This window comes from Candidatus Pelagibacter sp., from assembly GCF_052049775.1.
Classification (GTDB): Bacteria; Pseudomonadota; Alphaproteobacteria; order Pelagibacterales; family Pelagibacteraceae; genus Pelagibacter.
On sequence record NZ_JBNGZH010000004.1, the window covers coordinates 46,723 to 71,687 of the forward strand.

The window sequence follows — 24,965 nt, forward strand, 5'->3', positions numbered from 1 at the left end:
AGAATTGTTAATAATATATACTTTAAATTGAAATCAATATATGTTCAATTTGGGTTTTTAAGTTTTATGATGCTAAATTTAAGTATTTTTTGACATTTAATTAGGTGCTTTTTGAAGCAAGGTGTTTTTGATTAGACTTATATGACTTATAATTTATTTGAATGAAGAATAATAAAAAAAAAATATTCATTGAAGCATTAGAGCAAAGAATCATGCTTGATGGTGCTGGAGCTTCTACGGCACTAGATGTAATAGATGAAAGAAGTAAAGATAAATTATTAAATAAAAATACTCAAAAAATATCAAAATTTTCAGAGCATAAAATTGATGATAATTCTCAAAAACTTCCATTTGATCAATTAGCTAGAGATCAAAAAAGAAATGATCGAAAACAAGTTGTATTTATAGATTCTCAAGTACAAGATTATCAAACTTTAATTAATGCCTTTAATAAAGATACGGAAGTTTATCTTATTCAATCTAGTGAGGATGGTTTTAAAAAGATTGATAAAGTTCTTAAAAATGATCAGGAAATTTCCTCATTACACATAATTGGTCATGGTAGTGCTGGAAAAATTTTATTCGGTAATTCAACACTTTCAAATGACACCATTCAATCATACAACCAAACGTTGAGATCGATAGGTCAATCTTTAACAGAGGATGGAGATATTTTATTTTATGGATGTAATGTTGCAAGCACTGAAGGTGGTAAAGCTTTAATCAGTAAAATTTCAGAAATTACTAAAGCTGATATTGCAGCATCAGATGATGTCACTGGTAAAGGTGGTGATTGGGAATTAGAGAAAAAAATTGGTGTAGTTGAAACTCAAAATGTCAAAGTTGTTGAGTATGATCACTCATTATTACAAAATGGTATTACAAGTATCAACTCATTTGTAGAAGAAAAGCCAAGTGCAACAGATTTTAGAGCGAGAGCACAAAATTCAAGCGGACAACGTTCAACGAGTGGATTTGATTTTGTTGTTACTCTTGAAAGTGAGAATGTGAATAATGCGGGCTCACTATTACTAGATTATACTGATGATGGTCAAACATCTGTAGCTCATGATACTACAACTTTACCAGTAAACTCTTATTTAGTTTTTTTAAATGATGATCATACGACAGCTGACAGAGTGGATAAAATTGGTCAAATAGTTTTTGAATATGAGATCTATGGTATCTTTACGCAAAATTCTAATACCGAAACTAAAAATAATATTTCTAAATCAGGAGCAACGTATCCAACGCATGGGAATAGTGGTTATAATGATAGAAAATTTGAAGATTTTCAATTTTATCATAGTGATACCACTAGCTCTACAACCGCAGGGGACTGGGTATCGATTGGTTCTGATAAAAAAACATTAAGATTAGGAGCCAAGAATGGTGACAAAGGTGATTACATTCGTGTCATCACAGCTGCTCAAGGTAATGTTGCTCCAGTTGCTCGAAATGACTCTGGAACTGTAAATGAAAATTCAACTTTAACAGTTGACGATGGGGATAATCCGTCAAATGTATCTGCAGTAGTACACGATACAAGTCCAAAAGATGTTTCGGGTGAAGATACAGCTCCAAGGGGTATAACTTTTAATCATGATGGTACAAAAATGTATGTCACAGGAACTGCTGGTGATGACATAAACGAGTATACACTCACTACCGCCTTCGATGTATCTACAGCATCTTATAGAGACAGATTTGCTTTTGGCGGTGATGCCATGAGTGTAAAGTTTAGTAACGATGGAAAAAAAATGTTTACCCTAAGCAGTTTTGGAGTAAAAGAATTTTTACTAAATACAGCTTTTGATATTACAACAACTGCAAATGGTACTACACCTGAGACTACTTACAGCGTCTCTAGTCAGGATAGTGGTCCATTTGGTCTTGATTTTAATAACGATGGTACAAAAATGTTCATGACAGGTACTGGTAGTGATTCAATACATGAATATTCACTTTCAGTAGGTTTTGATCTTTCATCCACAGTATCTTTTGTACGAACTTTAAGTGTTGCTGCTTATGATGATGAGCCATTTGGTATAGAATTTAACACCGATGGTACTAGAATGTTCATAATTGGAACACGTGGTAATGGAGTAGATGAATATAAATTAACTACTGGTTTTGATATTTCAACAGCAAGCCATGTATGTTTTCTTGGAGTGAGTGATCAAGAGGTAAATCCATCTGGAATAGCATTTAATAATGATGGATCTAAGATGTTTATTGTAGGAAATCACGGAGATGAAGTAAATGAGTATGCGCTTACTTCTCCATTTAGTTTATGTACCTATTCAGGTGTATATACAGGAGATGTAATTGACACCTCTGATACAGACGCTTATGACACTGATGCCAATGGTGATGATTTGTCAGTTACATTAGTCAGATTGGGATCAGTAGAGGGAAGTGGAACAGAAGTATCAGCTGGCTCAGTACTAACAGGTACATATGGTCAGTTAACTTTAGCTGCCAATGGTTCTTACACTTATGCAGCTAACACTGCTGCGGCTGATGCTTTAGACCCAGGCGATGTGGTTTCCGAAAGTTTTAATTATACTGTTTCAGATGGAAATGGAGGAACAGACATAGCAGTTATTACTATAACTATAATAGGTATTAATGATAATCCAGTTGCTAATAACGATACTAATAGTGTTGCAGCTAGCCAAACTTTGACTGTAACTGATGGAAGTTCAGATGTTTTAAATAATGACACTGATGTAGATGCTCATGCATCTTTAAGTGTATCTAGTATTACAGCAACTACTGCTGGTGGTAGCGCAACTGATGTCAATCCTGGAACTACTTATAGTTCGGGTTATACTTCTGTAACAGGTAGTTTTGGTACTTTAAGAATTGGTGCAGATGGAACTTATCAATATATTGCTGGTTCAAGTGGAGGTACTGATGTATTTACCTATACATTATACGATGGTACTGCAACAACTACTGCAACATTAACCATAACCGTTAATTCTGCTCCTGTAGCAGCAGATAACACAGGGATTGTAAATGAGGATGGTACTCTTACAGTTAGTGATGGAGCTAGTGCAAATAGTATTACAACTGCAGCAATAACCTATGATGCAAATGACATATTTGATATGTCAGCTGTTTCAGGTGAAGATAATTCTGCGGGCTTAGCTTTTAATAATGATGGTACAAGAATGTTTCATGGAGGAAATGATGGTGATGCGATAAAAGAATATCACTTGTCCACTGCTTATGATGTTTCAACTGCAACCTATCAGGGGGATGCTCAAAAGTTAGATGTAAGTGGCCAAACAACTGAACCATTCGGTTTAACTTTTAATAATGATGGAACAAAATTATATGTAACTGGTGGTCTCGGTGCTGGAAAAGTTTTTCAATATACCCTGGGAACTGCTTATGATGTTAGCACTCAAACTGGTAGTGTAGTAGAATTTGCTGCTGGAGATACTAGGCCATGTGGAATTAGATTTAACAATGATGGAACAAAATTATTTGTAGCAGGTTTTAATGGGGGTAACATTGAGGAAATTCATCTTTCGACCGCATATGATCTTTCAACAGCATCTCGTTCAGATTCTAATCGTTTAAATGTATATGCAAAAGAGACTTCGCCTAGAGATATAGAATTCAATATTGATGGAACAAGAATGTTTGTTGTGGGAGGTCAAGGTAAAGATATTACAGAATACAAATTATCAACTGCATACGATGTATCAACAGGAACTTATGTTGGTGAATATAATATAAGATATGCCCCTGATGGATCTCAAGTTGATAGTGAACCTTTCAGTCTTTTATTCAATAAAATGGGAACTAAAATGTTTATGATGGGTTATAATAGTGATGATGTTCATGAATATAACCTGACCAGCCCTTATAACCTTATTAATGTAAAAGATGAACATGATGGGGATGTTTTAGGTGATGATACAGATGCTGATAGTGATACTTTAACAGTTACTGCAGTTAGAACAGGATCAAGTGAGGGAAATGGAACTGCTGGAACAGTCGGTGCAGCATTAACAGGAACTTATGGTCAGTTAACACTTAATTCAAATGGCTCATATACTTATGTGGCAAATCAAGATGCTGCTGATGCTCTGGACTCTGGAGATGTGGTAACTGATAGTTTTAATTATACAGTTTCAGACGGAACAGTAACCGATATAGCCGTAATTGAAATTACAGTGATAGGTATCAATGATAGTCCAGTTGCAGATGATGAAACTGGCTCTATTGGTGCAAGTAATACCCTTACAGTCACAGATGGTACATCGGACCTTTTACATGGCGACACTGACGTTGATGCTAGTGCATCTTTAAGTGTATCTAGTATTACAGCAACTACTGCTGGTGGAAGTGCAACTGCAGTGACACAACTGACTTCTTATAATTCAGGCTACACATCTGTAACAGGTAGTTATGGTACTTTAAGAATTGGTGCAGATGGAACTTATCAATATATTGCTGGTTCAAGTGGAGGTACAGATGTTTTTACTTATACTCTTTCAGATGGAGCAGCGACCGATACTGGTACACTTACTATAACTGTAAACTCTCCACCAGTTGCAGCAGACAACACAGGAACTATTAATGAGAATGCAACTTTATCAGTTAGTGATGGAGCTAGTGCTAATGATGTTACCCCTGTTTCAAGAGGAACTGCAGAAGATGTAAGTAATGAAGAGTCTACTGTAACAGATGTTATTTTTAATCCTGATGGTACAAAAATGTTTATTACAGGTCCTGCAGGTGATGAAATAAACGAATACACTTTAAGTACAGCCTTTGATCCAACTTCGGCAACTCATGAAAGTGGTAATGTTTTAGATGTAAGTGGAAAGGATATTTTTCCGCAGGGTATTGCATTTAATAATGATGGTACAAAAATTTATATGGTGGGAAATCAAAGAGACGAAGTGCATGCTTGGTCATTAGGTACTGCGTATAGTCTAGCAAATGTTCATGCCACTAATGATTATATTTCAGCATATAATACTGACACAGGTAGTGATAATCCAAGAGACATTATGTTTAACAATGATGGAACTAAGATGTACATTTTGCATGGTGACGGCACTACGGCTGATGATACAGTTTTAGAATATACTTTAAGTACAGCTTATGATCCATCTACAAAAGGTTCTGCAAGCAGTCTTGATATTTCAGATCCTGGTGACCCAAATCATCAACAAGGAATGTCATTTAATCATGACGGGACAAGATTATTTATAGCAATTAATGGGAATGATCAGATTGTCGAATATGAACTAACAACAGCATTTGATATTGACGGAGGACACACTTACAAAGGTGCATATACTGTTGCTTATAGTAATCCAGATCCAGCTGGGATAGCTTTTAATCACGATGGAACAAAAATGTTCAATGCTGATTTTGCGCAAGATACAATTGAAACATACACTTTAGTTAGTCCATATAATTTAGTAGCAAATGTTTCTGGAGAGCATGATGGTGATATTCTGGGAGATGATACGGATGCAAATAGCGATAGTTTAACAGTAACTTCATATAGAACAGGAGCAACTGAAGGCAGTGGAACTGCTGCAAGTTCTGTTGGTTCTGCTTTGACAGGAACTTATGGTCAGTTAACTTTAAATGCCAATGGATCCTATAGTTATGCAGCAAACCAATCAGCTGCAGAAGATTTAGATGCAGGTGATGTTGTAACAGATTCTTTTAATTACACTGTATCTGATGGTACCAATACTGATATTGGAAAAATAGTAATTACCATTGTAGGGGTAAACGACTCTCCAACAGGAGTAAATGACACTGATAGCGTTAATGAAGATGCTACAATAACACAAAGTTCAGGCTCAAGCCTCCTTGTTGCTGATGATACAGATGTTGATGATCATGACACATTAACCGTGACTGCAATTCAACCAAATGGTGGTTCGTCCTCTAGCGTTGCATTACATAGCTCTTATAATAGTAATGGAACTTCTGTAACTGGTACTTATGGAACTTTAACTGTTGGTGCTGATGGAACTTATACTTATGTAGCTGATCAAAGTGCTGCTGATGATTTAGATTTAAATGATAATGTCACAGATGTCTTTACTTATACTCTTTCTGATGGAGCACAAACTAGTACAGCAACTTTAACAATTACAGTTACAGGAGTAAATGATCCTCCAGTTGCTGTAAATGATACTGATAGTGTTAATGAAGATGCAACAGTTACTCAAAGCTCTGGATCAAGTTTGTTAATGGCAGATGATAGTGATGCTGATGATAGCGCCTCTATAACGGTTACTCAAATTGCTGTGACTGGGGGATCAAATTCTGCAGTTGCTGGAGGAAGTTCATACAATTCAAGTGGTACTACTATAGTTGGTACTTATGGTACTTTAACTGTAGGAGCTGATGGAACTTATACCTATGTAGCCGATCAAAGTGCTGCTGATGATTTAGACGCCGGTGATACTGTAACAGATAGTTTTACTTATACAATTTCAGACGGAACTGATACTGATACAGCAACCTTAATAATTACAATTACAGGTGTAAATGATAAACCAACAGCTGGAAACGAAACAGTTTATATTAATGAAAATAATACTGACGCTACCCACGGAGCTAGAACTTCATTAAATATTAGAAAAGATTTTGCTGACTCTGATTTTACTAATTATTCTGATGCAGATGATGATGATAATAGTGTTGGTATAAAAATTAAATCTTTACCATCTTCGGGTACATTAACAAAATTAAGTAGTGGAAGTTATGTAGCACAATCGGTTAATGACATAATAACTGATATTACCAAATTAAGATATACTCCAGATGCAAACTCTGAGTCTGATGATAGTTTTACTTATAAAGCTTATGATGGCACAGTCGTTGGGGACAACACCCATACAATTACAATTTCAGTAAACGCTGCACCAGTTGCTGTTAATGATACAGGTAGTATCACAGCAGGTGATGATGATGCAACAGGAAATGTTTTAACAAATGATACAGACAGTGATGATGCTTCATCAGCTTTAGGGGTTAGAGGAGTTGGTGCAGGTGCTGAAGGATCAACATTGGCAAATTCAAATGTGGGTAGTGCTGTATCAGGTACGTATGGTGACTTAACAATCAATAGTGGAGGTGCTTACACTTATAGTGTAACAGGCAATGCAGCGACAATTGCTTTAAGAGCGGGTGAAACTGCAACTGATGTTTTTTCTTATAAAGTCATGGATGATGAGACAAATGCTGGTTCAAAAGCAATAGATATTGGAACAATAACTTTTACAATAACAGGTATCGATGGCGATGCTAAAAATGAACCAAATCCTGACGAAGTAAAAAAACCTAAGAAAGAAAAAAGAGAAGAAAAAAGACAAAAACGAGAAGAAGATAGACAATTAAAAAAATTAAAAAGAGAAAAAAGACTTGAACGAAAAGAATTAAAGATACCCAAATCTAAATTAGCTAAAAGTGCTGAATTTAACCAAGGCTTAAAACTCGTAGACTTAGTTGCAGAATCAAATTCTTTAGAACTGAAAGATAAAGGTTTGGATATCTATGTTGATAAAATTATTGCAAAACATTCAGATAAAGCACTCAAAGTAAAATTTAAAGTATTTAATGATGAGGGTAAAGAGGTTCAAAAGTACTATGGTGAAATGAAAGATGGAAGTACCTTGCCAGATTGGATTAAGATCAATCCAAAAACAGGAAAAACAAAGACCGATATTCCTAAAGGTATGAAAATGGTGGAGTTTAAAATTATTGCTGTTGATGAAGATAATAATAAGAAGCAAGTAACTGTAGTAATCGATTCAAAAAAAATTGCTGAAGATAAAGAAATATTAAAACAATCTAGAAAGATAGAAAGAGCAAATAAATTAGAAGTTAAAAATGATGGATCTGTAAAACTGAACTCTATTAATGAACAAGGAAAAATTGATAAAACTAAGACAGAGGTAATAAATGAAATTGAAGATATTGATGAGTTATTAAAAACAATAGAGCCAAATGAATTTTTAAATTTAGAGGCTAAAGCTGAAAAAGAAAATTTCGAGGTTGAGCTACCTTGGCAAAATCTTAAAGTGGTTTTAGATAATGGACAACAACTTCCTGAGTGGATTATATATGATCCAAAAACAGGGAAAGTCACTGCAACACCACCAGAAAATGTACAATCTATAGACTTAAAAGTTATAGTAGAAAATCCTAATGGTGAGTTATCAGTTAAAGATATCAAATTAGATTTTGTAAATGAAAATGCTCAAGAAACTAAAAATATTATAGAAAATGAAACTAAATTTGTCTCGTTGTCATCCCAATTATCCAAAGAATATTCTGAATGGGACGATTATGGTTCTCAATTAATAGATAGATTATAAGAAATATCCTATATTTTAATAATGAAAAAACTAATTTTTATAATTTTGTTTTTATTCATCAATGTCGCTAAAGCAGACAACCATGACACTGCTACTACAGAGGAAGAAATTAGAGAAGCAAGAACTTTAGTTACTGCCACTGAAAAAGTTTCAATTTCTAGCGAAATAGCGGCGAGAGTTGAAAAAATAAATTTTTTAATGGGAGATGCATTTAAAAAAGGCGATACCTTGATTAGCTTTGACTGCAAACTTTACAATGCACAATTAGAAGTAATTAAAGCAGATCACAAAAGTGCACAAGTTCAACTTAAAAATGATAAAGAACTTTTAGATATGAGGTCAATTGGAGAATTACAATATCAATTATCAGAATCAGCTCTTAAAAAAGCTGAAGCAGAATTAACTATTGCTAAACTTAATGTCGAAAGATGCAATATCATTGCCCCCTATGATGGAAGAGTAATGGATGTTTACACCAATGTTTTTACCAGCATAGAACAACGACAACCATTAATGGATATTGTAGGGGACGGGCTTTTAGAAGCAGCAGTCGTTGTTCCAAGTAAATGGCTAAGTTGGCTAAAAAAAGGTCATGATGTTAAAATCATTATTGATGAGACAGGAGATGAGTTGAATGCAAAAATAATTAGTTTAGGTGCTGCAGTTGATGCTGCTAGTCAAACAATTGAATTAAAAGCTCAGTTCAATGAAAAATATGAGAGTTTAATTCCAGGAATGAGTGGGATTGTTAAATTTTGAGCCAAGATAAAAATATTAAAATTGCAAGATTAATAAGTCTAGAAAAAAAAACTAGAGAAGCAAAAAGTAAAGATGAATTAAGTTTTCTTGTTGTAAATGAAACTAGAGAAATAATTGATTATACAACCTCATTTTTATTACTCAAAAGTCCGACAGATAAATATCATGTAGAAGCAGTGTCAGATATTGCTTCAGTTGATAGAACTGCACCATTAATTACCTTCGTTGAGAGTATTGTTAATCATAAATCAAATCAAAATCTCAAAGAGATAGAGCAAGTTGATTTAGATAAATTTTCAAAAAAAATAAAAAAGCAAAAACCAAAAAATATTCCTCAATATTTACTGCGTATACCAATTTTTTCACCTCAAAGAGGTCTGCAAGGATTTCTTTTATTAGCTCGAAATGAAATTTTTTCTGAGAATGAAAATGAATTAATATCACATTTATCAAGAACGTATGGTCATGCTTACAATACATTTTTAATTAATTATTCAATTAGAGATTTTTTCAAAAAAAATTTTACTGGAAAAAAACGTTGGATTACAATTTCAGTAATTATATTGATATTTCTTTTCCCGGTTCGAATGACCAGTACTGCTCCAGTTGAGGTGGTAGCAAAAAATCCTTTTTTAATTACATCACCATTTGATGGAGTGGTCAAAAAAATTGTTGCTAATAATAATGATCAAACAAAACCTGGTGAGTTATTGGTTTTATTAGAGGATATTGATTTATTAAATGAATTTAATCTTGCAAAACAATCACTGCAGGTTTCTGAAAAAGAACTTTTAAGAACAAGGCAATCGTCTTTTACCGATAATGAACAAAAATCAAGATTGGCAGAACTTATGGCACAAGTTGATTTAAGAAGAGTAGAGTTAAGTTCTGCAGAGAGAAAACTAAAAAATTCAAAAATATATGCTGAAAAAAAAGGTGTAGTTATTGTGGACAGAAAATCTGATTGGCAAGGTAAACCCGTGTCAGTGGGTGAAAAAATATTAACTATTGCAGATCCTGCGAAAATTGAATTTCTCATATGGCTACCAGTAAAAGACTCAATCGTTATCAATGAAAATGCTGATACCAATATTTTTTTAGATATAAATCCTATGAGTTCTTACAAAGGTAAGATTTTACGATCTACTTATGAGCCAGAACTCTCGCCCGAAGAGGTTCTTTCTTATAAATTAATATCAAGTTTTGAGGGTAATAAGGATACCCCACGAATAGGTTTACGAGGAACAGCTAAGGTTTACGGAAACAGAACTATTTTATTTTATTATTTATTTAGAAAACCCATTACATTTATTCGACAATTAATCGGCATATGATCGTTCCATATTTAAGAGAAGATTTAGAAATACTCAGAGGAAACAGTAGAGAAGATGGCTCTCCTGCTTGGTTATTGTATGATGCTTTAAGAAACAAATATTTTACTCTTGGACTTACAGCTTTTAAATTAATCAAAAACTGGAGTGGTGGGGAAGATATTAAAGTTTTTGAAAAAAAAATTAATCGTGATGGTATTGAGGCAGATAGTGATGAAATAAAAAAATTTATTGATTTCTTACAATTTAATAATCTAATTATTCAGCCTCGAGGTCAATTTGATAATATTTTACTTAAGCAAAAAAATGCTCAAAAAAAAAATTGGTTACTTTTTTTAATTCATGGTTATCTTTTTTTTAAAATACCTTTAGTAAAACCTGATGAATGGCTTGGTAGGACACTACGATATGCAAAAATACTTGGATCAAAAAAAGTTAGAAATTTAATTTATCTATTAGGTTTCTTAGGTATCTGTCTTGTAATTCAACAAATTGAAAGTTTTAAAAATACATTTTTATATTTTTTTTCTTTCAAAGGACTTATGCTTTATTTAGTAACATTGGTTTTTGTAAAATCTTTACATGAACTGGGTCATGCATTTGTCTCAAAATACTTTGGTTGTCGAGTATCTTCGATCGGGATAGCTTTTCTCGTTTTTTTTCCATTTTTATATACGGATACCTCTGATGCTTGGAGACTAAGAGATCACAAAGATAGATTATTAATCAATTTTGCAGGAATTTTAACTGAACTTCATCTTGCATTAATCTCAACTTTTTTATGGGCTATCCTTCCAGATGGTGGTTTAAAAAGTGTTGCTTTTTTTATCGCTACGACCAGTTGGATTTCATCTTTGGCAATCAATGTCAGTCCTTTTATGAGATTTGATGGCTATTATGTTTTTTCTGATTGGCTAAAAGCTGAGAACTTACAGCCTAGATCATTTGCTCTTGCACGATGGCAATTAAGAGAAATTTTATTTGGTTTTAATCATCCACCACCTGAAGATTTAAATCCTTCAAGACGATGGACTTTCATTTCTTACGCGTGGTTAACTTGGGTTTATCGTTTTTTTATATTTTTAGGGATAGCGTTGCTAGTTTATCATTTAGCATTTAAAACTTTAGGTATTATCTTATTTGTAATAGAGATTTACTGGTTCATTTTAAGACCTATATTCACCGAAACTAAAAACTGGTACAATCTTAAATCAGAAATTAAATTAAATTATAAAACCAAAAGACTTTTTTCAATTTTATTTGTTTTACTGGTGATCTTGTTTTTTCCATGGAAATCATCGATTAAAATTCCTGCAGTCTATGTTTCTGAACAATATACAAAAATTTATTCACCATATCCCGCTAAAGTAAAAGAAATTTTTGTATCAAAGAACCAAGAGGTTAAAAAGGGACAGAAATTAATTGAATTATCATCACCTGACTTGGATTTAGAAATCAATAAAGTTAGAAGAAAAATAAAACTTACAAAAACTAAAATCAATAGACTGAGCAAGCTAGCCAATAACCTCAGTGAATATATGATACTTCAACAACAATTAATATTTCTTCAAAATGAATTAGATGGTTTGAGTAAAACAAAATCTAAATTATTACTTAAATCTCCTGTAAACGGAAAAATAAAAGATTTTTCTAACTTATCTGTAAATCAATGGGTCAGTAATTTAGATTCTCTTGGAGGCGTAAGTAAATATGGACCTGGTTCAGTTATAGGGTATTTAACTGAAGGAGAAATTGATCGATTTAAAATTAACGAATACGCAATTTTCATCCCATCTAACGGAGAGCATTCAAGAGTAAAATTAATTTCCAAGAATATAGATAGATCTGCAATTTCTATTCTTCCATATTTATCTTTATCTTCACAATTTGATGGACCCATAGCTACAAGAAATTCCACAAATGCAGAATATGAAAATAGACCAATGACTGCTCATTATCAGGTTACTTTTTCCACAATTGATAAAAATGATTTAATCGAATGGGAGGTACCAGGTTATGTGCATATTGATGGTAATAGATATAGTCCATTTATAAAATTATTAAAAAATGTATTTTCACTTTTTGTAAGAGAAAGTGGTTTCTAGTTTTTTTTTAAACTTTGAAAAGCTTTAAGAGCAGCAGCTCTTGCTTCTTCATGGATGACAATTGGTTTCGGATAATTTTTCCCAATGATAGTGTTTATTGCCTCTTGATATTTCGTTTCCATTTCCCAAGGTTTGTGAATAAATTTTTGTGGGACTTTACTTAATTCAGGTATCCATTTTTTTACATATTTTCCTTCTTTATCAAATTTTTCTCCTTGAAGAATTGGATTGAATATTCTGAAATATGGTGCTGCATCCGCTCCACAACCTGCTACCCATTGCCATTGGGCAACATTATTAGCTTTATTAAAATCAAGTAAGCAGTTTCGAAAATGTTTTTCTCCCTCAGTCCAATTAATTCTCAAATGTTTAACCAGAAAAGATCCAACCACCATTCTTATTCTATTATGCATCCATCCAGTTTCATAAAGTTCTCTCATTCCGGCATCAACTATTGGATAACCTGTCATTCCAGACTTCCAAGCCTTTAAAAATTTTTCATTCTTTACCCAAGGAAACTTATCAAATTCTTTTCTGTAATTTCCTTTTAAAAATTCTGGGAAATAATTTATTAAGCTATGTGAAAATTCTCTCCATCCCAATTCATTAATATATTTTCTATATCCCATCCCCTTCGATTTCATCTCTTTACACTTATTCCAAATTGTATTTACATGAATTTGTCCATGTTTTATGTAGGGTGATAATTTTGATGTTCCTTCAATGGATGGGTAGTCTCTTGCAGTTCCGTAATCTTTTATTTTATTTGCAATTAAGTTATTTAAAATCTTTTTTGAGTCGTTTTCAGATACATTCCAATAACTTTCAAATTTTTTATACCAGTTTTTTTTTGGTAGAATTTTTGTTGGCTCAATAGAATTTTTAAACATAGAGAATGTTTTAGTTTTTTTCTTAACAACGTAATTTTTGCTTGGAGGCAAGCCTAAAAATTTTTGCTCAGCATTTCTCCAAAAAGGGGTAAACACTTTAAAAGGAGTTCCATCATTTTTAGTTACTTCTTGAAATTCATTTAAAATATTTCCTTTAAAATACTTAAATTCGATTTCATTTTTAATAAAAATATCTCTGATTTTTTTTCCTTTAGCAATTACATCAGGCTCATAAATTTTGTTCCAATATATTGAAACATCATCTTTTTTTTTAATTTTAGAAAAAACCTCTAATTCATCACCTTCTAATATCTGAAGATTGATTTTATATTTCGATAATTCTGACTGGAATACTTCCAAAGATTTTGAAAGCCACCATTTTTGTGCTTCTCTTTTATTATCAAAATCTGCTTTGTTATAGATATATAAGGCAGCTACTTTTTCATGATTTTGTGTAGCATAAGCAAGAGCAGGGTTATGCTCAATTCTAAAATCTTCTCTGATCCATGTAATGGCGTTTTTTGTCATAGAAATTCTATTTTCTACCTTTAGATAGCAGTTGTTTGTAAAGTTTTACATCTGCATTTCCTTCGCATCCTATGACTAGAATATTTGAGCTTTCATTAAGATTAAGGAATTTTTTAGCTCTAATATTGTTACATATTCCTATCAAAGCGATAACACCTGGAGCTGCACATTCACCACCTGTAATAGAAGTCTTGCTAAACTTTTTATCTTTTAGCCCAGCTATAGTTTTTGCAATATTTTTATCTGAGATCGATACACAACAATCGCTGGCGCTTTTTAATATTTGCCATGGCACCAAAGACATCTCATTACACGACATCCCACCCATAATGCTCTCTTTTTTAATTCTAATCTTTTTTAGTTTATTGCTTTTAATACTTTGAAGCACACAATCAGCTTGATCAGGTTCGACGATTATAATTTTAGGTATTCTTTTAAAATATTTTGCAACACCAGCTACTACGCCTGCAGCTAATCCTCCAACACCTGCTTGTAGAAATATATGAGTTATATAATGATTAGTTTGTTTGGAGATTTCTTTAATCATGATTGAATATCCAGCCATAGTAAGTTGAGGAACATATTTATAATTTTTTGTTGATACATCTTGGACAATTTTCCAATTATTTTTTTTTGATTGTTTTTGACATTCTCTTAGGGAGTTTTCATAATCCCCCTTAACTCTTATTACTTCAGCACCAAATTTTTTAATTTCACCTACTCTTGTTTCACTCACATATTGGCTTACAAATATTTTACATCTTAATTTTAATCTTTGCGCACCCCACGCAACCGATCTACCATGATTACCTGCAGTTGCAGAGGAAATTGTAATATTTTTTTTTCCTTTAGATATTTTTTCTACCGCATAAGCGCCACCAAGGGCTTTGAAGGATTTTAAATGAAACCTTTTAGATTCATCTTTGTAAAAAATATTATTGAGTTTTAAATTTTTTTGAAGTTTATTAAGTCTTAAAAGAGGAGTAGCTCTATAGCTTCTCCATCTAGAAATTGAATTAAAAGCATTGGAAAGCATAATTGAAGGTAAATATTTAAGGACATAATTTCTTTTGAATTTAAAATTGTCATTAATTAAAAATTTCGTTAGCTTCCAATTCACTTTAGCAATCTAAAGTATTTTGAATTTCCCATTTAGTTACGGGCTTTGACTTATTAAATTTTTCTTTCCTATTAAATTCTTTAATCTCTGAACTTCTTAGCTTTACAAAGCTGTTAATCGTATCTTTACCAAAACTTTTATTCATTTCCTTATTATTTTTTAATTGTGCTAGTGATTGCCTCAATTCATTTGGAAGTTTTGGAAGGTTAGGATATTTTTTATAGTCCGTATACATATTACAATGCAAAGGTTTTCCTGGATTAATCTTATTTTTTAAACCATGTAATCCGGCAGCCAAAACACCAGCTTGTAATAAATATGGATTAGCAGACCCATCCATTAATCTCAATTCAAACCTACCAGGATCAGGAATTCTTATCATGTGAGTTCTATTATTTCCTGTGTAAGAAATACTACTTGGAGACCATGATGCCCCTGATTTTGTTGGTGGGGCATTTATTCTTCTATAGCTATTGATTGTAGGATTAAAGAAAGCTGATAACGATGACGCATTCTTGATTACTCCTCCTAAAAAATTATAAGCCATTTTACTAAGACCCAGTTTATCTTTTGGATCTAAAAATTTATTTTTTTTACCTTGCCAAACAGAAATATGCGCATGACAACCATTGCCTGTTAAATTTTGAAAAGGTTTAGGCATAAATGTTGCTCTCAGTCCGTGTTTTTCAGCAATTGTTTTTACCATATACTTAAAAAAAGTATGTCTATCAGCTGTTGTTAAACAATCTGAATAATCCCAATTCATTTCGAATTGGCCATTAGCATCCTCGTGATCGTTTTGATAAGGACCCCATCCCATTTTTATCATGCAATCACAAATTTCTTTTATAAGCTCATATCTTCTCATTAATGCAGATTGATCATAACAAGGTTTTGATTGTGTATCTCTTGGATCTGCAATGGATTTTCCGTCCTCTGAAATTAAAAAATATTCACACTCCACACCAGATTTCATCGTTAAACCACGTTTTGCAAGTTCTTTAATTTGTTTCTTGAGCATTACTCTAGGTGAAGCTTCAACAGGTTTTCCATTCATCCAAAGATCTGATGCCAACCAACCAACTTCTTTATTCCAAGGTAATTGAATTAAACTATCTGGGTCAGGAATACCAAACATATCAGAGTCTGCTGGTGTCATATCAAGCCATGCAGCAAAACCAGCAAAACCTGCACCCGCTGTTTGCATTTCTTTTATTGCATTAGCTGGAACTAATTTTGATCTTAAAACTCCAAATAGATCTACAAAACTTATTAAAAAATATTTTATTTTTTTTTGTTTAGCAATTTTAAACAAATTTTTTGTCATAGATTAGGGTAACATAGTTATTTAAAAAAAAGAAAAAATTGTTTCTTTATAATAAACCAAATTTACAACTATAATAATTATTATTGCAAGTATAACCCCGTATTTAGCTTTTGGAAAAGCTACACCTCGCATCTTTCTCGGTCTCAGTTCTTCATTGTTATTTTCGTCAGACATTATGATTTTTTGATAAAAAAGGGCGCTACAAATAAATGTAGCGCCCAAATTTTACTTTATATTACCAATCAGTAATATTGCTTTTATGGTCGTTTGCACCATGTCTTTTCCTCGCTAATCTTTCAAGTTCCTCACTTTCAGATTTTGAAGTTAAGACGTGCCAACCAACCCATACGATAATAGCAAGTATTACCAATAAGCCTTCACTAGATCCAGCACCAGGATAAATAGCACCTGCAACTTGATCTGCAGGTTTATTTAGGTGATCAATCCAGTTTGTAACTGTTGCCATATTTTCCTCCTTTACCTGGTTGCGGTCGCGACTGCTTTTTCATCTGACTTAGCAGTCTCCATTATTTCATAGTCTAGTCCGGCTATTTCAACTTCACGCGGAATTCTAAGTTTACCCATTCCGTGTAAAACTTTAGCTATGATGTAGCCTGGAATTAGTCCAAGAACAAAAAACATTATTATTGCTCCTAAGAACATTCCTAGAGGATTTATTGAAGCATAAGTTGTTCCGTCCCACATAGCTCCAACACTATAACCAGATGATGGATAACCATTTAGAACAAAACCACATATAACTAAACCAATAAATCCTGCATAACCATGAACTGCTACTGCACCTACTGCATCATCAATTTTGAACTTACGCTCAACCCAATAATGAAGTTTGTACGAAATAACAACACCGATCATACCTATGATCATTGATTGTATTGGATGATATAAATCATTTCCAGCCGAAGCACATATGATACCTGCTAGTCCACTAGAGTAGGTCCAGAAAGGATCGCCTTTAGCAATCCAATATCCAGCTAATAAACCTCCTGATAACGACATCAAGAAATTAAAAGTAATACCACTTAGTGTCGTTGGAGTTACATATATGTTTGTAGCTGTCCAGTATGAAATACCTTCCATACCATACTCAGGTCCAAGATCAAATATCGGTATATTACATGCCGCATAGAATCCCCAGAAACCAGTATAAATCAGAAATAATCCAATTGTTACTAGCCAAGGATTTCTTGGTCCTATATTTCTTGGTTCACCACTTGATGAGAATTTTCCAATTCTAGGTCCTAAAACCATTAGAACTCCAAGAGCAAATCCACCCGCAATTGCATGAATTACTCCTGATGCATATGCATCGTGGTATCCTAAAATTTTAAGCATCCAACCATCAAAATGCCATCCCCAAGCAGCATCGATTGTCCAGAAAACCGAGCCAATTGCTATTGCTAAAATACCAAAAGCAAAAGTGGTTATTCTTTCAATAATCGCTCCTGAAACGATAGATGCAGCAGTCCAAGAAAATAATAAAAAAGCTGCCCAGAAAACACCATTGATGTGATCTCCAAGGTTCACTGCCATTATACTACTTGTTGCCACCTGAAATTTTGCACTAAACAAACTATCATCAGTGATTAAAGCTGTACTTTCGTTCATTATTGAAGGTGCTATCCCAGGTCCTGTTGGGAAAGCCCAGTAAATCCACCAACCAAATAAAAACCAAGTTACTGTTACTAGAGGTATCAGCATCGTGTTTTTCATAAGAGTATGTTGATGGTGTTTGTATCGAGAAGCTCCGACTTCATACATACAGAAACCGACGTGAATTAAAAACATCAGCACTACTGTTATCCAGTAGTAAAATTCTGTAAATATAGTAGTAAGAGCACCTAACTGATCAGTCATATTCTCTCTCCATATTAGTTTTTTCAAAAGCCTATTAAATTTTAAGATATGTTACAAATGAAACAGAGCTTAAAAACCTTACATATGTGTAAGGTTTAAAAAAAAAATCAACTTAAGATTGAGAACTTAAAATTTTAGGTAAGCTTTTTTTAAATCAACAAGAGGATGTTTTGGTGACATTTGAAATTTAACTAGTAATTCTCTTGCAATCATGTCTCTGTCTTGTTGGTTATTTGGTAGCTTTATTGATTTTGGAATTGTTACCCATCCATTTGCATTCCTACAAAACACTGCTGGTTTACCTTCCTCATAACCCATGTGCACATCCTCTAACCAGTTAAGATCATCCCATCCCATTGCTTCAATGTATTTTTTTAAAAAAGGAGTGATTTTTTTATAATCTGGTAAAAGATTTACGTCATATCGATAACCAATCGACTGACCAATCATTTTTTCTCTAGCAGTTTCTTTTTTTGTACCTAGCTGACTAGAGGCTTCTTTTTTTTTATTTTTTTTCTTTGCCATATTTAAATCTAGATCTTATGGAAGTTATCAACACCAACTGTATAGTTAGTTCCAGCTAATGGAACTTTAGCTAATGCAGAAGCTTCAGATGTTAACGCCGCTAAATCCTCAGGTTCTAGTGAATGTATATTCGTTTTACCGCACGCTCTAGCTAACAATTGAGCTTCAAGTGTCATTGAATGAAGATAATTATAAACTCTCAATGCAGCATCATCAGGATTTAATCTCGCTCTTAATTTTGGATCTTGAGTAGCAACACCCACAGGACATCTTCCTGTATGGCAGTGATAACATTCACCTGCTTTAACACCCATTTCCTTTTCAAAATCAGCTTCAGGAATGTCTTTATTACAATTTAATGCGATCATCGAACCAGTACCAATCGCAATTGCATCAGCACCTAATGCTAAAGCTTTTGCCATATCTGCACCATCTCTTACACCACCAGCATAAATTAATGTAACTTTTCCAGTTTTACCTACATCGTCTAAAGCTCTTCTTGCTTCTCTTATAGCTGCGATACCAGGAATACCTGTATTTGCAGCAGCAATGTGTGGACCTGCACCTGTTGATCCTTCCATACCATCTAAGTAAATAGAGTCTGGATCACATTTTGCAGCCATACGAACATCATCATAAACTTTTGATGCACCTAATTTTAATTGAATTGGCACTTTATTTTTTGTTAGTTGTCTTAATTCTTCAACCTTTAATGCTAAGTCGTCAGGACCTAACCAATCTGGGTGTCTTGCAGGAGATCTTTGATCAATTCCTGATGGTAATGATCTCATTTCAGCTACTTGGTCAGTAACTTTCTGACCCATCAAGTGTCCTCCCATACCAACTTTTTGACCTTGTCCAATAAATACTTCAATTCCATCTGCTAATTGTGCATGATGTGGGTTAAATCCGTATCTAGATTGAATACATTGATAAAACCACTTTTCAGAATATCTTCTTTCATCAGGGATCATTCCACCTTCACCGGAACAAGTGGCACTTCCGGCCATTGTTGCACCTCGAGCAAGTGCTGTTTTAGCTTCATAGGATAAAGCACCAAAACTCATACCAGTAATATAAACTGGTATATCTAATTCAATTGGGTTCTCACATCTTGGACCAATTACAGTTTTGGTTTCACACTTTTCTCTGTAACCTTCGATCACAAACCTAGTTAAAGTTCCTGGTAAGAAAACTAGATCATCAAATGTAGGAATTTTTTTCATTAATGCCATTCCACGCATTCTGTATCTTCCTAACTGAGATTTAATATGGATGTCATCAATTACCTCCGGGGTAAATATAGCGTTGTGACCAAGTAAACTTTTGTTTCTTGATCCGTTGCTGCTTACGTGAACATCAGCTTTACCACCAACGTTACCATTTGATTTTCCGTTTTTTTTCTTTTTTTTCTTAGCCATTAAATTGCTCCTTTTTTCTCAGCAGGTTCTAAGTTGTCGTAATTCCAAAGTTTTTTACCAGCTACAATTTTTTTCATTTTACTTACATCAAAGTTTTCACCAATTTCAGCAACTCTAAGTTTTCTTTTTAACCAATCTTGATCGCTTTGCGTCAACTCTGAATCTACTGCATCACTACCATATGACCCAATTTCTCCACCTACGAAAATTGTCCCATCATACATCGAATCACCTAAATTTATGCCTACATCTCCCAATATGATTATTCTTCCTCTTTGCATCATAAACCCAGTAAATGCACCAGCGTCACCACCAATAATGATAGTTCCACCTTTCATATCGATCCCAGTTCTTGCACCGACACTACCTTTGCAGATTAAATCACCACCTCTAATAGCAGCTCCAAAACAAGAACCTGCATTTTTTTCAATTACAACTTTTCCAGCCATTAGATTCTCTGCACATGACCAACCAACTCTTCCATTGATTCTTACAATCGGACCATCGCTAGAGCCCATACCAAAGTATCCTAAACTGCCTTCAAAAATTAAATTCAATTTATTTAAAATTCCAACACCTAGACTGTGTTTTCCTTGAGGATTTTTGATGACAATTGTTCCATAGCCCTGGCTCATTAAATTATCGAGTTCTTTATTAGCTTCAGCCGCCGTCATATTTTTTACATCAAGATCTGTTCTTTTATTAAAATCGACATCATAAGTTCCAAAGTAAAAAAAATTTTCTGCTTCATCTGGATTAAAAAATTTCTGTTGAGTTCTTCCAGTTAAAACTTCTGAGTGCATTCCCATTGCCTGGGCTTTAGTTTTTTTGGTCACGTTTTTTAAATTTGCCATACTTTAACCTCTCCATCGAATGGATCATAAGTATCAATTTCTTGTGGTAAAATTGATCTTATAGCTATCTCCTCTGAACCCATTGCTACTAAATCATCAGACTCATATAGAACTAAAGGTTTTGCGGCCATTGTATCTTTAGCCATTCCTAAAGAATCTTTTGTAGCAACAAAATAAGTAAATACACCATCGAGACCTGTTAACGACTCTTTCATTCCTTCTTCTAATGAAGCCCCATCTCTCATTTTTTCAGCAAGGTAAACTGCAATTAATTCAGAGTCACATTCTGACATAAATCTCATTCCCTTATTTTCTAAAGCTCTTCTATTATTCCAATAATTCGTTAGTTGACCATTGTGAACAACGGACACATCACTAAAAGGATATCCCCAAAAAGGGTGGGCAGATTTGATATCTACACCTGACTCAGTAGCCATTCTTGCATGTCCAATTGCATGAGTACCAACAAGTTTATCTAAGTTATATCTATCGCAAACCATTTTGGCATTCCCTAGATCTTTGATTACTTCTAATGATTTACCCATAGATAAAATTTCAACACCAGGAATGCTTTCTATTTTTTGTGAGAATTCTAATAAATCTTTTTTATTGTATTCAATTTCATATCTTAATGAGTAAGGGAGTATTCTTTCCTCCTTGATTATTTTTGCACCCATTTCTGCAAGATAACTATCAACAATTTTCTTTCTTTCATCGTATACAGATACATCTTCAGCAACTGACGTACTTCCCTCACCAACGTTTTCACCAACTTTAAATCTCATGATGAAATTTTTGCCATCTGTATCACCATACAACGCATAACCGGTTGAGTCTTCTCCTCGATGCTTTAAGGCTTGCAACATTCCTTGAAGTTCATGACCAACGTTGGATGATTTTCCTCTATGAATTAATCCTGCTATTCCGCACATATATTTTTTCTCTCTGTATCTATTATGGTAAACAATCTAAATAAGTATCTAAATCCCATTGAGTTGTTGCACCTAAAAATCTTTCCCACTCATCATTTTTATACCAATGGAAAACTTTATACATCTCATCAGGCATTGCAGATTTAATAATTTCATCTTCTGATAATCTTTCTAAAGCTTCACCCAAACTCAAAGGAAGTTTCTTAACATCTTTACCTGCCTTTTGAGCTTCATAAATATTTCTAGACTCTGGAGCTGCGGGTTGCATCTTTTTACTAATTCCATGATCACAAGCTTTTAGTAAGGCTGCACCTAGTAAATATGGATTATGCATTGAGTCAACCGATCTGTATTCAAATCTTCCCGGTGCTGATACTCTCAATCCACAAGTTCTATTTTGGTAACCCCAGTCAGCATAAACAGGAGCCCAGAAACCTTGATCCCACAATCTTCTATATGAATTTACTGTTGAAGATCCTAATGCTGTTAAGGCTGGTAAATGTTCCATAATACCTGCTATTGATTGTAATCCAATTTTTCCAGGTAACTGCATATCCTTAGTATCCGGCATAAAAGTGTTTGTTCCACCTTCTACATAACCAAAAACTTCTTCAACACCTGGTAAAGATTTGTGTCCAAGCTTATTCGTTTTGATTTTTCCACCTTTCCATAAAGACATATTAGTATGACACCCACTTGCCGAAACTCCCATAAATGGTTTTGTCATAAAACATGCAATTAGATTATGTTCTCTTGCAACTTGAGCACATATTTGTCTGTAAGTTGATAGTCTATCTGCATTTCTTAAAACGTTATCATATGTCCAGTTCAATTCTAATTGACCAGGTGCATCTTCGTGATCACCCTGAATCATATCTAGACCCATTGCTTTTGCATATTCTATCACCTTCATAAATACAGGTCTTAATGACTCAAATTGGTCTATGTGATAACAAAATGGTTTTGAAAATCCTTTACCAGTTGGAGTTCCATCATCATTTTTAGTCAACCACATCATTTCCGGCTCAGTTCCTACTCTTAGTTCTAAACCATGTTTCTTTTGAAATTCATCCATGAAAATTCTTAAATTTCCTCTGCAATCAGAAGTTAAATGACCTCCAGGATTATTTCTTTCTTCTCTGTTTCTAAAACAAGTTACAAAAACTCTTCCAACTCTTTTATCCCACGGTAACTGACAAAAAGTTTCAGGGTCAGGAATTCCAACCAATTCCATTGCCTCTGGTCCATAACCAATATAGTTGTTGTGTCGATCTAAAAATAAGTTCGCAGTTGCTCCGTAAACTAATTGGAACCCTTTTTCAGCTGTTCTTTCCCAATGATCAGCGGGTATTCCTTTTCCAACCACTCTTCCTGTTACAGAAATAAATTGATAATAAATATAGGTTATTCCTAATTCGTTTATTTTTTCTCTGACTTTTTTGACTTGCTTATCTCTACCTGGTCGGTTTACGTGTTTTTCTAGATCCGTCATTTTCCCCTCAATGAATTATAAATTTATTCAAGCGTAACTGAAAAATTTATTAGTGTCTAGGCTTGAAGTTTAGCTCCAAGGAAATGGACTGTTCGAAGTAGGGTGCAATTCTCCCTTCTCGTAACGGTTGAATCTAAATGGTTTTAATAAATCACTTTCAGTACCAAGAATTTCTTTTGCCACCAATTCACCAACACCAATCATTTTGTATCCATGGTTAGCATCAGCAATCATATAAACATTTTCAAAAAATCTATCGAAGATCGGAAAAGAGTCAGGGGTCATACATCCAAGTCCACCTGAAGGACCCTTTCTATACAGGTCTGATTTCCCCTCAAATCTTTTTTGACAATGAGCTAAAGCTGAGCACCACATTTCACTAAAAGCATCAGTTGTTTGATACTCTGGTGACTCGATCCCATATGGATCAACATTAACTTTATCAAAATGTTTTTTAACAATGTAAGGAGAGGTTCCTCCTTGAACACCTAACCCTTCAATATCAGGCTTATAATAAATTCCCCAAATTTTATCTGTAATTAATTTTTTTGTTTTATCTGAATACAATGGCGCAGTAGAGTCGACATGAACCACAGGCGGTTGTTTACCATCATTTGTTTTTAAGAAATCTGGTTCTACCCCAATAACACCCTCTTGAAGCATCCAGTAAGTCCACATATCAGTAACATGCATCCTACCATCTTTACCTTTAATGTTAGCAGTTTTGGGCAGTTCTAACATATTCCAAAAATCTCTTGCCCAAGGTCCCGCACCAATTACGACTTGTTCACAATCAATTGTCCCTTTGTCTGTTTCTACTCCAGTTACAGCTTTACTATTACTACCTCTTTTAAAACCAGTAACTCTAACACCTTTCATCACTTGAACACCATTTGAGGTAGACTTATTTTCAAGTGCTTTAATTGAATCCTTATTAAAAGCATATCCACCTTTTTTTTCATGAAGAATAGATGTGATTCCTTGAGCTTGCCAATCATCAAAGATACCCTTCATATAATTCATGCAATCTTTCTCACCTTCTATAAATTCAGACTCATAACCAATTGCTTTTTGTTGTTCATAAATACTGGCGACATCCTCATGCATAACTTCAGGTGATATTTGTAAATAACCAACTGGATTATATTTAAATGCTTTTGGATCACTCTCCCAAACTGAAACTGAATGGGCCATTAATTCTCTCATTGCTGGTTGAAAATAATTATTTCTAACAACACCACAAGCTATGCCGCTCGCACCTGCCGCAGTATCTTTCTTTTCTAAAACAACAATATCTCCTGGATTTTTATACGTCTCGGATAGTTTCCAAGCAGTACTTAATCCGTGGATCCCCCCACCGATAATTACTACTTTTGCTTTTGTCGGTAATGACATACTCACATCTTTATTTTTCATGCGACGTAAATA

The 24,965-nt window shown here is 33.8% G+C and carries 15 protein-coding genes; 4 read left to right on the plus strand and 11 right to left on the minus strand.

What is annotated here, in order from left to right:
* Window positions 1-161 precede the first annotated feature (161 nt).
* From ACTT83_RS00420 to ACTT83_RS00435, 4 genes are read left to right on the plus strand one after another with little or no spacing between them, the layout of a single operon-like run.
* Entirely contained in the window at window positions 162-8,375 is an 8,214-nt protein-coding gene (locus tag ACTT83_RS00420; RefSeq protein ID WP_440918287.1) for a VCBS domain-containing protein, read from the plus strand.
* A gap of 21 nt (window positions 8,376-8,396) precedes the next feature.
* Entirely contained in the window at window positions 8,397-9,134 is a 738-nt protein-coding gene (locus tag ACTT83_RS00425) for an efflux RND transporter periplasmic adaptor subunit (RefSeq protein ID WP_440918288.1), read from the plus strand.
* On the plus strand, window positions 9,131-10,468 hold the full coding sequence (locus ACTT83_RS00430; RefSeq protein ID WP_440918289.1) for an efflux RND transporter periplasmic adaptor subunit: 1,338 nt from the start codon (window positions 9,131-9,133) through the stop codon (window positions 10,466-10,468). The genes ACTT83_RS00425 and ACTT83_RS00430 overlap by 4 nt, the downstream gene beginning before the upstream one ends.
* Window positions 10,465-12,570 carry a site-2 protease family protein gene (locus ACTT83_RS00435; RefSeq protein ID WP_440918290.1) on the plus strand — a complete coding sequence of 702 codons (2,106 nt, stop codon included), beginning with the start codon at window positions 10,465-10,467 and terminating at the stop codon, window positions 12,568-12,570. The genes ACTT83_RS00430 and ACTT83_RS00435 overlap by 4 nt, the downstream gene beginning before the upstream one ends.
* Here ACTT83_RS00435 and ACTT83_RS00440 read toward each other — a convergent pair.
* From ACTT83_RS00440 to ACTT83_RS00490, 11 genes are all read right to left on the minus strand, one after another.
* Complete coding sequence (locus ACTT83_RS00440; protein ID WP_440918291.1) at window positions 12,567-13,988, minus strand: cryptochrome/photolyase family protein; 1,422 nt, start codon at window positions 13,986-13,988, stop codon at window positions 12,567-12,569. The genes ACTT83_RS00435 and ACTT83_RS00440 overlap by 4 nt on opposite strands.
* 7 nt (window positions 13,989-13,995) lie before the next feature.
* Complete coding sequence (locus ACTT83_RS00445; protein WP_440918292.1) at window positions 13,996-15,024, minus strand: diaminopropionate ammonia-lyase; 1,029 nt, start codon at window positions 15,022-15,024, stop codon at window positions 13,996-13,998.
* A gap of 85 nt (window positions 15,025-15,109) precedes the next feature.
* A complete protein-coding gene (gene glnT, locus ACTT83_RS00450; protein ID WP_440918293.1) occupies window positions 15,110-16,435 on the minus strand; it encodes a type III glutamate--ammonia ligase in 1,326 nt (441 codons plus the stop codon).
* Between the two features lie 235 nt (window positions 16,436-16,670).
* Window positions 16,671-16,901, minus strand: a complete 231-nt coding sequence (locus tag ACTT83_RS00455) for a hypothetical protein (protein WP_440918294.1) — start codon at window positions 16,899-16,901, stop codon at window positions 16,671-16,673.
* 11 nt (window positions 16,902-16,912) lie between these two features.
* Entirely contained in the window at window positions 16,913-18,313 is a 1,401-nt protein-coding gene (locus ACTT83_RS00460; protein ID WP_440918295.1) for an ammonium transporter, read from the minus strand.
* A gap of 126 nt (window positions 18,314-18,439) precedes the next feature.
* Complete coding sequence (locus ACTT83_RS00465; protein ID WP_440918296.1) at window positions 18,440-18,838, minus strand: hypothetical protein; 399 nt, start codon at window positions 18,836-18,838, stop codon at window positions 18,440-18,442.
* Window positions 18,839-18,846: 8 nt separating this feature from the next.
* On the minus strand, window positions 18,847-20,259 hold the full coding sequence (locus tag ACTT83_RS00470) for an FMN-binding glutamate synthase family protein (protein ID WP_440917195.1): 1,413 nt from the start codon (window positions 20,257-20,259) through the stop codon (window positions 18,847-18,849).
* Window positions 20,259-21,113, minus strand: coding sequence for a GXGXG motif-containing protein (locus tag ACTT83_RS00475; protein ID WP_440918297.1), 855 nt, complete (start codon window positions 21,111-21,113; stop codon window positions 20,259-20,261). Before ACTT83_RS00475 ends, ACTT83_RS00470 begins: the two co-directional genes overlap by 1 nt.
* Window positions 21,101-22,045: a glutamine amidotransferase gene (locus ACTT83_RS00480; RefSeq protein ID WP_440916148.1), complete on the minus strand. Its 945-nt coding sequence runs from the start codon at window positions 22,043-22,045 to the stop codon at window positions 21,101-21,103. Before ACTT83_RS00480 ends, ACTT83_RS00475 begins: the two co-directional genes overlap by 13 nt.
* Window positions 22,046-22,067: 22 nt before the next feature.
* Window positions 22,068-23,537, minus strand: coding sequence for a glutamine synthetase family protein (locus tag ACTT83_RS00485; protein WP_440916149.1), 1,470 nt, complete (start codon window positions 23,535-23,537; stop codon window positions 22,068-22,070).
* A gap of 69 nt (window positions 23,538-23,606) precedes the next feature.
* Window positions 23,607-24,932, minus strand: coding sequence for an NAD(P)/FAD-dependent oxidoreductase (locus ACTT83_RS00490; RefSeq protein ID WP_440918352.1), 1,326 nt, complete (start codon window positions 24,930-24,932; stop codon window positions 23,607-23,609).
* Between the last annotated feature and the right edge of the window lie 33 nt (window positions 24,933-24,965).

Bases quoted from the DNA above. Each gene is read 5' to 3' on its own strand.
- ACTT83_RS00485 (WP_440916149.1), bottom strand. From the start codon at position 23,537: ATGACGGATCTAGAAAAACACGTAAACCGACCAGGTAGAGATAAGCAA.
- ACTT83_RS00445 (WP_440918292.1), bottom strand. From the start codon at position 15,024: ATGCTTTCCAATGCTTTTAATTCAATTTCTAGATGGAGAAGCTATAGA.
- ACTT83_RS00490 (WP_440918352.1), bottom strand. From the start codon at position 24,932: ATGTCATTACCGACAAAAGCAAAAGTAGTAATTATCGGTGGGGGGATC.
- ACTT83_RS00475 (WP_440918297.1), bottom strand. From the start codon at position 21,113: ATGGCAAATTTAAAAAACGTGACCAAAAAAACTAAAGCCCAGGCAATG.
- ACTT83_RS00455 (WP_440918294.1), bottom strand. From the start codon at position 16,901: ATGGCAACAGTTACAAACTGGATTGATCACCTAAATAAACCTGCAGAT.
- ACTT83_RS00435 (WP_440918290.1), top strand. From the start codon at position 10,465: ATGATCGTTCCATATTTAAGAGAAGATTTAGAAATACTCAGAGGAAAC.
- ACTT83_RS00440 (WP_440918291.1), bottom strand. From the start codon at position 13,988: ATGACAAAAAACGCCATTACATGGATCAGAGAAGATTTTAGAATTGAG.
- ACTT83_RS00420 (WP_440918287.1), top strand. From the start codon at position 162: ATGAAGAATAATAAAAAAAAAATATTCATTGAAGCATTAGAGCAAAGA.
- ACTT83_RS00470 (WP_440917195.1), bottom strand. From the start codon at position 20,259: ATGGCTAAGAAAAAAAAGAAAAAAAACGGAAAATCAAATGGTAACGTT.
- ACTT83_RS00460 (WP_440918295.1), bottom strand. From the start codon at position 18,313: ATGACTGATCAGTTAGGTGCTCTTACTACTATATTTACAGAATTTTAC.
- ACTT83_RS00480 (WP_440916148.1), bottom strand. From the start codon at position 22,045: ATGTGCGGAATAGCAGGATTAATTCATAGAGGAAAATCATCCAACGTT.
- glnT (WP_440918293.1), bottom strand. From the start codon at position 16,435: ATGACAAAAAATTTGTTTAAAATTGCTAAACAAAAAAAAATAAAATAT.
- ACTT83_RS00465 (WP_440918296.1), bottom strand. From the start codon at position 18,838: ATGGCAAAGAAAAAAAATAAAAAAAAAGAAGCCTCTAGTCAGCTAGGT.
- ACTT83_RS00425 (WP_440918288.1), top strand. From the start codon at position 8,397: ATGAAAAAACTAATTTTTATAATTTTGTTTTTATTCATCAATGTCGCT.